This window comes from Methanobrevibacter sp. TMH8 (assembly GCF_020148105.1).
Lineage (GTDB): Archaea > Methanobacteriota > Methanobacteria > Methanobacteriales > Methanobacteriaceae > Methanobinarius.
The window spans coordinates 24,136-34,855 of sequence record NZ_JAHLZE010000031.1 but is presented as its reverse complement, the minus strand read 5'-3'; the positions used below and the strand labels follow the sequence as shown (position 1 = coordinate 34,855).

Annotated in this window: 10 protein-coding genes and 1 pseudogene; 8 read left to right on the top strand and 3 right to left on the bottom strand. The window is 24.6% G+C overall.

All coding sequences use genetic code 11. The annotated features are described in order from the left end of the window. Window positions 1–684, bottom strand: a pseudogene (locus KQY27_RS06395) (right-handed parallel beta-helix repeat-containing protein); the annotation flags it as partial. Between KQY27_RS06395 and KQY27_RS06390 the strand changes: the two are divergent. Continuing rightward, window positions 665–805: a hypothetical protein gene (locus KQY27_RS06390; protein ID WP_224425738.1), complete on the top strand. Its 141-nt coding sequence runs from the start codon at window positions 665–667 to the stop codon at window positions 803–805. The pseudogene KQY27_RS06395 and the gene KQY27_RS06390 overlap by 20 nt on opposite strands. A 654-nt stretch (window positions 806–1,459) precedes the next feature. On the opposite strand, the gene deoC is transcribed toward KQY27_RS06390, so the two are convergent. Then, window positions 1,460–2,173, bottom strand: coding sequence for a deoxyribose-phosphate aldolase (gene deoC / locus KQY27_RS06385; RefSeq protein ID WP_224425737.1), 714 nt, complete (start codon window positions 2,171–2,173; stop codon window positions 1,460–1,462). 392 nt (window positions 2,174–2,565) lie between these two features. Continuing rightward, a complete protein-coding gene (locus tag KQY27_RS06380; RefSeq protein ID WP_224425743.1) occupies window positions 2,566–4,188 on the bottom strand; it encodes a tRNA uridine(34) 5-carboxymethylaminomethyl modification radical SAM/GNAT enzyme Elp3 in 1,623 nt (540 codons plus the stop codon). 543 nt (window positions 4,189–4,731) lie between these two features. Between KQY27_RS06380 and KQY27_RS06375 the strand changes: the two genes are divergently transcribed. From KQY27_RS06375 to KQY27_RS06345, 7 genes are all read left to right on the top strand, one after another. Next, on the top strand, window positions 4,732–4,965 hold the full coding sequence (locus KQY27_RS06375; protein WP_224425736.1) for a PRC-barrel domain-containing protein: 234 nt from the start codon (window positions 4,732–4,734) through the stop codon (window positions 4,963–4,965). Between the two features lie 48 nt (window positions 4,966–5,013). Further along, window positions 5,014–5,322 (top strand): DUF2098 family protein, encoded by a 309-nt coding sequence (locus KQY27_RS06370; RefSeq protein ID WP_224425735.1) that lies wholly within the window; start codon window positions 5,014–5,016, stop codon window positions 5,320–5,322. Between the two features lie 268 nt (window positions 5,323–5,590). Beyond that, on the top strand, window positions 5,591–6,166 hold the full coding sequence (locus tag KQY27_RS06365; protein ID WP_224425734.1) for a DUF308 domain-containing protein: 576 nt from the start codon (window positions 5,591–5,593) through the stop codon (window positions 6,164–6,166). Window positions 6,167–6,449: 283 nt separating this feature from the next. Further along, window positions 6,450–6,956: a DUF308 domain-containing protein gene (locus tag KQY27_RS06360; RefSeq protein ID WP_224425733.1), complete on the top strand. Its 507-nt coding sequence runs from the start codon at window positions 6,450–6,452 to the stop codon at window positions 6,954–6,956. Between the two features lie 501 nt (window positions 6,957–7,457). Further along, on the top strand, window positions 7,458–7,703 hold the full coding sequence (locus KQY27_RS06355; protein WP_224425732.1) for an MJ0307 family thioredoxin: 246 nt from the start codon (window positions 7,458–7,460) through the stop codon (window positions 7,701–7,703). Window positions 7,704–8,096: 393 nt separating this feature from the next. Continuing rightward, window positions 8,097–9,269, top strand: a complete 1,173-nt coding sequence (gene cbiD / locus KQY27_RS06350) for a cobalt-precorrin-5B (C(1))-methyltransferase CbiD (RefSeq protein WP_224425731.1) — start codon at window positions 8,097–8,099, stop codon at window positions 9,267–9,269. A 273-nt stretch (window positions 9,270–9,542) separates the two neighbouring features. After that, a complete protein-coding gene (locus KQY27_RS06345; protein WP_224425730.1) occupies window positions 9,543–10,682 on the top strand; it encodes a glycosyltransferase family 4 protein in 1,140 nt (379 codons plus the stop codon). Window positions 10,683–10,720 lie beyond the last annotated feature (38 nt).

The window sequence follows — 10,720 nt, the reverse complement described above, 5'->3', positions numbered from 1 at the left end:
ATTAACAATACCACTATTATTTAAATCATATTCTGTATTGTTGAAGATTCTGTTGTAGTTAATAACATTATTCTGTGAACTTTCGTTTATAAGTATTCCTTTTGTATTGTTTATTATGTTATTTCCTTGTATAGTAGTATTTCCACTATTGTATATTGCTAATTCATTATCAACAAAATTAGAATTTAAAACAGTAAGATTAGTAGAATTCCCAAACCTTTGTCCTTCAAATTCTTGTACACTATAAATTGCAGATAATGTATTCCTTAAAAAATTTGAATTGTTAATCGCAATATTTAAAAGATTAAAAATAGCTCCACCATATGTAGCATTGTTATTTTTGAAGTTACAATTATTAATTGTTGTATTGGTGATGCTAGTTATAGCTCCACCATTTGTAGCATTATTATTTGTGAAATTACAATTATTTATATTAGTAGTATTAGTACTAATGCTTTGGTCAAATTCAGCAATAGCGAGAGCTCCTCCAAAGTTTCCAGCACTATTATTTATGAAATTTGAGTTATAGATTGTTATATTTGAGTTATCTGAAGTGATAGCTCCTCCTGAGTCAGTTACTTTATTATTGGTGAAATTAGAATCAGTTACAAACATATAACTATTTATATTTCTAATAGCTCCTCCTATGTTACCTGTATTGTTGATGAATTCACATTGTGTCACTGTTAATGTGCCTCTGTTGTATATTGCTCCTCCATCTGTTGCATTCCCATTGATTATGGTAATATTTATTAGTGTGAGTGTTCCATTACTTTGGATATCAAATATTCTTCCATTATTTTGAGCATCTATTATTGTTGTCTTCGGGTTTTTCCCTATTAGAGTTAGATTTTTATCTATTGTTATATTATTTACATTATTTTTGTATGTTCCATCTAAATTTATAACTGCACCATCAACCGCGTCGTTTATTGTTGTTTTTAAGTCGGTACTATTGTCTGCTGCGTTTACTGAGGATATTGTAATTAAAAATAGTGTTAATAATATAAGACTAAATATTATCTTTTTGTTAATTTTTTAACCCCCGTTTTGGTTGTGTTATAAAATCGTCATATAACCAATATATGACATAATAATTTTTGTTATTTATCATATTTAATAGTTTTCATATTTAAAAAATAAATATATTATTATTTAACTATACTTATTCTGTAAAATAATATATAAAAAACATATAATATTATATAAAAAAACATATATAGAATAACATATATTAAATCTATAAAAATATTATAAAAAACATTTTAAATAGAATTGTAAAAAAGATTGTAAAAAATAGTATAAAAACTAGTATAAAAAATATAAAGAATTAAAAATAGTATAAAATTTAGTTATGTTTTTTGATTATAAAAGATAAATAAAGTATCTGAAAATTCAGATAAAAAATAATATTGATATTTTTATTATTGGTATTTTTATTTATTAAATTTGTTTTAATTTATTCTAAAAATCCTTTTGTTTCATATTTTGCTTGTTGTTCAGCTATTCTATTGTATTCTTCTATGATTAAGTCTCCAGATGATGTTCCAAGCCTATCTGCACCAGCACTAACTAATCTAATAGCTGTTTTATAATCTTTTATTCCTCCGGATGCTTTTACTTTCATATTAGGAGTAGTTCTTCGAATTAAAACAAGGTTAGAGGCTTTTGGAATTTCACCACTTAATCCAGTAGATGTTTTTATATAATCTGCTCCAGATTTAGAAGCTATTTCACTAATTTTTTTGATTTCTTCATCATTTAATAATTCTGCTTCGATTATAACTTTGAGAATTTTTCCTTCGGTTACTTTTCTTACTTTTTCTATTTCTGTTGTTATAGTATCATAATCTCCAGATTTTAAAGCTTGAATATTTGCAACCATATCTATTTCATCTGCTCCATTTTTTATAGCTACTTTAGCTTCTTTTTTCTTAGATTTTGGACTTGTAAATCCAAGTGGAAATCCTACTACTGTAACTACTTTAATATTAGTATCTTTTAAAAGTTTTTTAGCATATTCAACATAATATGGAGAAACAACAATTGCGCAAAATCCATATTCTTTAGCTTTATGAGCTAAATATTCAACACTTTCTTTTGTTGCAGTATTTTTTAGATTAGTATATTCAATTTTGTTAGCTAATGCTTCAACAGAGTTTAATTTTATCATATTATCCCTATAAATTTTATATTAATATAATTGCTATTAATTTAGCATTTTTTACAATTTTTTATTATTGTATGGTTTTCTATTATTTTTTCAATTTCTATTAATTTTAATAATTTTAATAATTCTATTAATTTTATTATTTCTATTATTTTTAATAAACTTACTAATTTTTTAGTTTTACTATTTTTAACAATCTTCCTATTTTTTATTATTTGTTATATTTGTAATTAAATTAATGTATAATATGTTCGTAAAGATATAAATAATTATTGAAAAATATTTATTTAAAATATTTATTAACACAACCATTTAATAAAGTTATTTAGAATTAATAAAAATAATAAATTAATAGAATTAATTAAAAAATTATAAATTCTTAATCATTATAAAATTTAATTCAGTTTTTTAGCCATATAAGGTCCTTCTCTTTTGTAACCAAACTTACGATAGTAATTTCTAGCTCCAATTCCACTAATTATTAGTATTTTATCTTTCTCATTTTGAATAGCTATTTTTTCAGTTTCTTTAAGTAATTTTTCACCAAAACCTGTGTGTTGGCCGATATTTTCTCCTTTTGAACCTATTTTCAGCATATTTCCATATACATGAAGTTCTCTTACAATAGCTGTTGAATCAGTGATTTCTTTTCTATGAGCTTTGTTTGATGGGAAACGTAGTCTTAAAAAACCAGCTAAAGTAGTTTCATCTTTATCTTCAAATGATAAAAATATTTCTTTTCCATCACAAGCTTCATATTCCTCTTTAAAAAGTTTAAAATCTTCAACTTTAACTTCATATTTTTCTTTTGATTTATTAATTTTGTGACCTACTTCTCTGCATCGTATACATTTGCAATTAACATTTTCTTCTTCAAGTCTATTGTAAACAAGCTCTCCAAGATTAGATTTTTTTACTCCAGCTTCTATTAATTTAGCTGGAATATCTCTTTGAATTCTCATGGTCCTTACCCATTTTGGAAGGATTTTTTTTATTTTGACGATTAATTTGACTGCTTCTTCATCAGTATAAGGTGTATATTTTCCTTCTTTCCAAAGGTCATATAGTTTACTTCCTTTAGTTACAAGACAAGGATAAATTTTTAACATATCTGGTTTAAATTTTGGATTATTAAATACTTCTTTAAACATCTCATAGTCTTCTTTTGGATTAGATAATAATCCTGGCATAAAGTGCATAGCTACTTTAATTCCAGAATCACGAAGTGTCTGATTTGCATCAATCACATCTTGAACTGTATGGCCTCTTTCCATCTTCTCATAAATATTGTCATAGATGGTTTGAACTCCAAGTTCAACTCTTGTAACTCCCATTTTTAACATCCTATCTATATCTTCTACTTTACAGTAGTCAGGTCTTGTTTCAAAGGTCATTCCTATACAGCGGACTTTAGCTATTTCATTAGCTTTTTGAACATCTTCTAGGAGAACATAATCAGTTGGTGGGTAAAGCTTGACATTTGCTTTTTCATTATCCCACCCACCAAAATCATTCATAGCTTTTAAACATTGGGCAATAAACCACTCTTGATATGAAGATTCTCTAGATGGAAATGTCCCTCCCATAATTATTAGTTCTACCTTGTCTATGTTATGTCCTACAGTTGATAGCTGTTTCAATCGATTATAAGTTTGAGTGTAAGGGTGAAAATCAAACATTCTAGCTCTAAGAGCTGCAGGTTCTTCTCCAGTATAACTAGGTGGTGCTACATCACTTTCTGGGCAATAAAAACATCTTCCATGTGGACATTTGTGTGGATGGCACATTACAGCTACAATAGCTACTCCAGATATGGTTCTAGTTGGTTTTTTCATGAGAATTTTAGATACTACTTCTCGTTCTTCTTCAGTTGCACATTCTAATATCTCAGTATTACTCATAAATTTCGGAAGATCAAAATCTCTACAAACTTTCCTTTTAGCTATTTCCAAATCACGCCTTGTAGATATCTTTTTATTTAGAATATCATCAATTATAATTCGATAGATTTTTTCCATAGCTATTTCACCTTTTTTATTCATATTATTAGTTTTATCAATTTATTATACTTTATAAAATATTAATTACATGATATTGATTATATGATATTGATTATAGTATTAATTATAATAATATAGATACTATAATTATAATTATTATAAAATTTAATTGAATATGATAGAATATTAGATAAAATATTAAATATATAATATATATCTAAAATAAATCAGTTAAATTTAAACATTAAAATTTATGTTTTTTATAGTATTTGTATTAGTTTATTATTTCTATTAATTTATTATTTGATGTTACAATGAAGTAAAAAATAATAGTTAGTATATGATATGGATAAATTTGAAAAAATTTATTACTAAAGTTGAACATAATATATTATAATAAATTTTTAATAAATTATATTGTCATATATGAAATATTATGAATTGTTGATATAACTAAAATATAAAGTATATGAATTAAGATATAAAATAGGACATAAAATATAGATAAAATAACATAAAATAACATAAGCTATATATTTTACATAAAAAAGGGGATTTAAAATGAGAATGAAAGATTTATTAGGTATGCAGGTACTTGACATTGATGCAAAAGATATTGGAAAAGTTTCAGATGTTGATTTTAATGAAGAAAGTGGTGAAATCAACAAGATAGCTGTTTCATTACAGAAAAATATTTTATCTCATGATGAAGTTTTAATTCATTTTGAAAATATTAAAAGTATTGGTGATTATGTTTTATTAAGAATAAACATTGATAAAGATGATAAAGTTTAACTAATAAATCATATTCATTAATCTTTTTCTACTTATTGGGATGATTGTGTGAAAATTAAAGATGCTAGGGGAAAAATTATTGAAATCGGCTCTTATATTAGGTATATTGGAACTGGAACTATTGGTAAAGTAACAGATCTTAAAATTGATGAGTCTGACGAATATTCTGAATGGGTTAAAATTGAAAAACCTCTTTTATGGTATTCTAATGATGTGGTCGAGGTTATTGATGAAAAAAAGGTTAAAACTAAAGATTCTCACATTCGAAAAGAAGATAATGTTGAAAATTTAAAGAATATTGGAAATGAATTAGAAGATGCTTCTCTAACATCTGGTGGAGCTGAAGGTGGAGGTTAACTCCGTTTTTATTCTTTCAAATTCTTATTCACTTTCATTTATATATTTATTTATTATTTTCGTTCATTATTTCAGTTTATTTATTTGAATGTATAGTTATTTATCTAGGAATTCATTAATCTATTAATTTATTTATCTATTCAGTAATCTATTCATTTATTTATTCAATTCTCATATTTTGTTCTTTTCCATTTTTTCATAATGGAAATAGTGGTATAAATGGAAGTAAATTAAAAATAAATTAAATTATATTTAATTAGGTGAAATTATGGAAAATAAAACAATTTTAGGAATTTTAGCTATTGTTCTTGGTGTTATAGCAATCATATTCCCATTAATTAGCTTAGAATTTATACAAATTGTTGCAGGTCTTGCAGTAGTGATACTTGGTATTTATTGGATTATCAGAGGAATTCATTTATGGAATTCAAGTAAAGCTCACTGTGTTCTTTATGTTCTTGTTGGGATCTTTGCAATATTATTTGGATCAGTTTTAACTGGAAATTTACCATTCTTTATAGTAACTTCTAGCTTTATTCTATATGTAGTTGGATTTTTAATGATTATGTTTGGAATAGCTGATTTATTTATTAAAAATGCCCCAATATCTAAAACATCTGCAGTATTGTTTGTACTTTTTGGTATTGTACTTTTAATGTTTGCAAATTTATTATTTGAAAACCCACTATATTTAGCTATACTTATTGGAATTGCTTTAATTGCAGAAGGTATTACTTTAATATTTGAACCAATTGAATCAATTGAAAAAATTGAACCAAAAGAAGAAATTGGGGAACTTGAACCAAAAGAAGAAATCGGAGAATCTGAACCAAAAGAAGAATAAATTTAGAAATTATCTATTTATTAATTAAATATTTTTATTTTTTATTTATCCCTTTATTTTTCTATTTTTCTATTTTTTATTTATTTTTTATAATTATTTTTTTAGCTAAAACTGAAATATTATTTTATTTCTATTTTATTATTTTTTATAGCATTTATATAGAAAAATATATTAATAATATTAAACAATATATATTATATGTACCTGTGTATTATTTTTTAATAGATGGGGAAATTATATAGGATATATGATGGTATTGGTTGTATTTAGAAGGTGTGTATATATGGAAAATAAAACAATTGTAGGAATTTTGGCGATTATATTTGGTCTTTTAATAATGATTTTCCCATTTATGAGTCAATTTGTATTATCTGTAATAGCAGGGATCGGATTACTTATTTTAGGTATTTTCTTCCTTATTCAAGGAGCTAGTCTTTGGACACTTACAAAAGCAGGTTCTATTGCATATATAATAATTGGTTTCTTAGGAATGCTTGTTGGAATAATGCTTTTAGGGAATGTATTATTATTTGGAGTATTAATTAGTTTGTACTTATATATAGCTGGTTTCATGCTTTTATTTGCAGGTTTAGTAGGTATATTTACAAGATCTGCAATGATGACAAAAGCTTCATCTGCATTAATGTTAATTTTAGGTATAATAACTATAGTACTTGGATATTTCGCATTATTAAGTCCAGTATATGTAGCTATTATTTTAGGTATAAGTTTAGTCATTGATGGAATAGCTATTGCAATGGGAAATTATGATGGAATAATTGAAGAGTAATTGAATAATCTTATAGATTTAAGTATTATTCGTTCAATTTAATTTATTATATTTTTTCTCTTTTTATTTTCTATTTTTATTTAGAATTAACTTTTAATATTTTATAATATTTTTTGATTCTTGTATTATTTTTAATATTTTTTAATATTTTATATTATTTTTTTATTTTTAATCTTGTTAAATATCCTTTATTTTTAGAATTTCTTCTCATTATCAGTTTTTTCATTGTTTTTAGTTTGTTTTTTCTTAATTTATTAAAGTTTAGTTATTATTATCATAAATTTTAAATATTAATAGAAACATATAGTAATATGAAACATATGTTATTATAGTTATATAGGCAAAAGTTAGTATTTAATAACAAAGTTTATATGATAGTGAATCTTTAAATTATACATAATATCATGAACAATTGATTAAATTATAAATTTATTTAAGATATTAATTGAAAAATTGTTAATATATTCAATATTTTTTGAAAAATAATAGAGGGTAATAAAAATGTTAAAAGTAGAAGTATTTACATCCCCAAGTTGTCCCTACTGCCCAATGGCTGAACAAATTGTTGAAGAAGCAAAAAGAGAGATAGGGTCTGAAATGGAAGTAGAAGTCGTTAACATAATGACTGACAGACAAAGGGCTGTTGATTATGGTATAATGGCAGTTCCAGCCATAGCTATTAATGGCGTTGTTGAGTTTGTTGGAGCTCCAACAAAAGAAGAATTAATGGCTAAACTAAAAGTTTAAATTTCTAATCATTGATTTTATTAGCTATTTAGGTCATATTGCACTTATTTAGCTTTTTTAATTTTAATTTAGATGCTGTTTCTTAAATGATTATTAATTTTTGATATATTTCTGATTTTTTTTGGATTCTTTTTTTTTTCATTTATTATTTTTCGATTCTTGTTTTTATTTAACTATTTTTGATTTTTTGGATTCTTGTTTTTTTATTTATTTAATTATTTTTGATATATTTTTGATTTATTTTCAATTATTTTAAATATTATTATCATATAATATTATAACAAAAAGTGCAATCAATATAAACTACTTAGTAATTATAATATTTAGCTAATTTAAATAAGATATATACTAAAATTATTGTGATATTAAAATGATATTTAAGTGGCTGTTTTTATGATAAATAATCAAAAGAAATCTTTAGTGAATCAAAAACTTAATGATTCAAAAATTGATTTTGGAGTAACTACTGGAAGTATAGCTACAGCTACATCTTTAGCAGCTCTTGAAAGAATTCTTGATCCAGAAAAAGTTATAGATTTTGTTAGAATTTCAACTCCTTTTGATGAAATTGATGTTATAATTGAAAAATCTTCTCTTTTAAGTGAAAATAAAGCGGAATCTATTGGGGTTAAATATCCTTACAATGATCCTGATGTTACTGTTAATTTAAAAATTATTTCTTCTGTTGAATTAATAGATAAATCTGAATATAATAATAAATCTAAATCTAGATTTAAATCTAATATTATTATTGAAGGTGGAATAGGTGTTGGAAAAGTCACAAAACCAGGACTTCAAATTCCTATAGGAAAGTCAGCTATAAATCCAACTCCTTTAACAATGATAGAAAAAAACTTGAATGATCTTGTTCCCAATGGAAAAATTGCTAAAGTCATTATTTCTGTTCCTGATGGTGAAAAAATAGCTAAAAAAACTATGAATCCTAAATTAGGCATTGTTGGTGGGATTTCTATTCTTGGAACTACTGGAATAGCTAGAGCAATGTCTTCTAAAGCTTATAAAGATTCTCTTATTTGTCAAATGGATATAGCTATGGCTATGATTAAGGAAAGTAATTATACAAAAGATGATCTTATTTTTGTTCCAGGAAATATAGGTGAAAAATTAGCACTTGAAAATTTAGTACTTAAAAACAATGAAATGCCAATAAAAGAGCAGATTATTCAAACAGGAAATTATGTTGGTTTTATGCTCTCTTATGCAAATAAAATAGGAATAAATAATCTGATTCTTTACGGACATATTGGAAAACTTGTTAAACTAGCTAGTGGAATTTTTAATACTAAACATTCTGTAGCTGATGGAAGACGTGAAGTAATAGCTACTCATGCTGGATTATGTGGTGCTGATAAAGAAACTATTGAGTCAGTTTTCAAATCAAAAAATACTGAAGAAATGATTGAAATTCTTAAAAAGAAAGATATTGATAAAGATGTTTTAAATAGCATTAGCTTAACTATTAGAAAAATTTGTTTAGAAAGATTTAATCTTAATGTTAAAGTAATACTTGTAGATATGCAAGGGAATCAACTTAATTCAATGTAATTTAATTTAACTCAATTTAATTTAATATATCATGCTATAACTTACTATGATTTGTTTATTTCCTATTTTTAAATTTTTAATAAATTTTTAGTTTTTATTAAGTTATTTAATGAATTATAATAAATATTATAATAGATATATTACTTTTCAATACCTTGCAAAATTATTATTTAAAGATAACTATAATATATCATAGGAGAATATATTAGAATATATTAGAATATATTTAGATGTTAAAGAAAGATATATTTAAAATATATTCCGAGGGATAAAATGAAAATAGCTATGGTTGGTCAGTTTCCTCCTCATATAGGTGGTGTTGGAGTTCATATTCACAGTTTAGCTAAAGAACTAGTTAAAAATGGTGAAGAAGTTTATGTAATTACTTATCCTCACAAAGACATAAAAAATGAATCCAACTTTGATTATATGGATTACAATGGGATTAAAGTTATTGGAACTAAAGGTCCAAATATCACAGGTCTTAGAAGTTTATTCTATGTATTATTTGGAACTTTTCAGCTAATTAGTCTTATTAAAAAAGAGAATATTGATATTATCCATGGTCATTATATTTATCCTGCTGGACTTATAGCTGTTTTAGCTGGAATATTCACAAAGAAAAAGGTTTATGTAACTTCTCATGGTTCTGATATGTTTTGCCTTTATCATCAACATAAATTTATGCAACCAGTTATTAAGTTTGTACTTAAAAGAGCTGATGTAGTTTTAGCTGTTAGTGAAGCTTTAAAAGAAGAAATACTGAAAACTGGTATTGATGGTATTGAAAATAAGGTTCGATTAAATTGGAATACTGTTGATATTGATGAATTTTGCCCTAGTGTCCTTGAAAATCCTGATAATTTTAAAGATGAGTTTAATATTCCTGAAACTAAACAAATAATTTTATTTGTTGGAAATATAATTAAAAGAAAGAATGTAGCTAAAATACTTGAGGCAAAAAAACAATTAAAGTCTGATTGTGTCCTTGTTGTAGTAGGGGGAGGTCCTCTTTTAACAAATTTAAAGGAAAAAGTCAAAGATGAAGGAATTGATGATGTTATTTTCACAGGTCCAAGAAATGATGTAGCTAATATAATTAGAAGTTCAGATATTTTGATTCTTCCTTCTTATTCAGAAAGCTTTGGTTTAGTTTTAATTGAAGCTTTAGCTTGTGGAAAACCTGTAATTGGTAGCAATGTAGGAGGAATAAAAGAAATTATAACTTCTGATGTTGGTTTGCTTGTTGAACCAACTGATTCTATTGGACTAGCTAATGCTATTGATTCAATATTATTGGATGATGATTTGAGAAAAAAATTCCAATCAAATGCAAGAAATCGTGCTATGGATTTTGCAGAAGTGGACATTCCTTATTATGATGAGATAAGCATTGAAAAGAATAATAATTGATTAAAATAATTATTAATGAAATAAAAATTTTATAATTT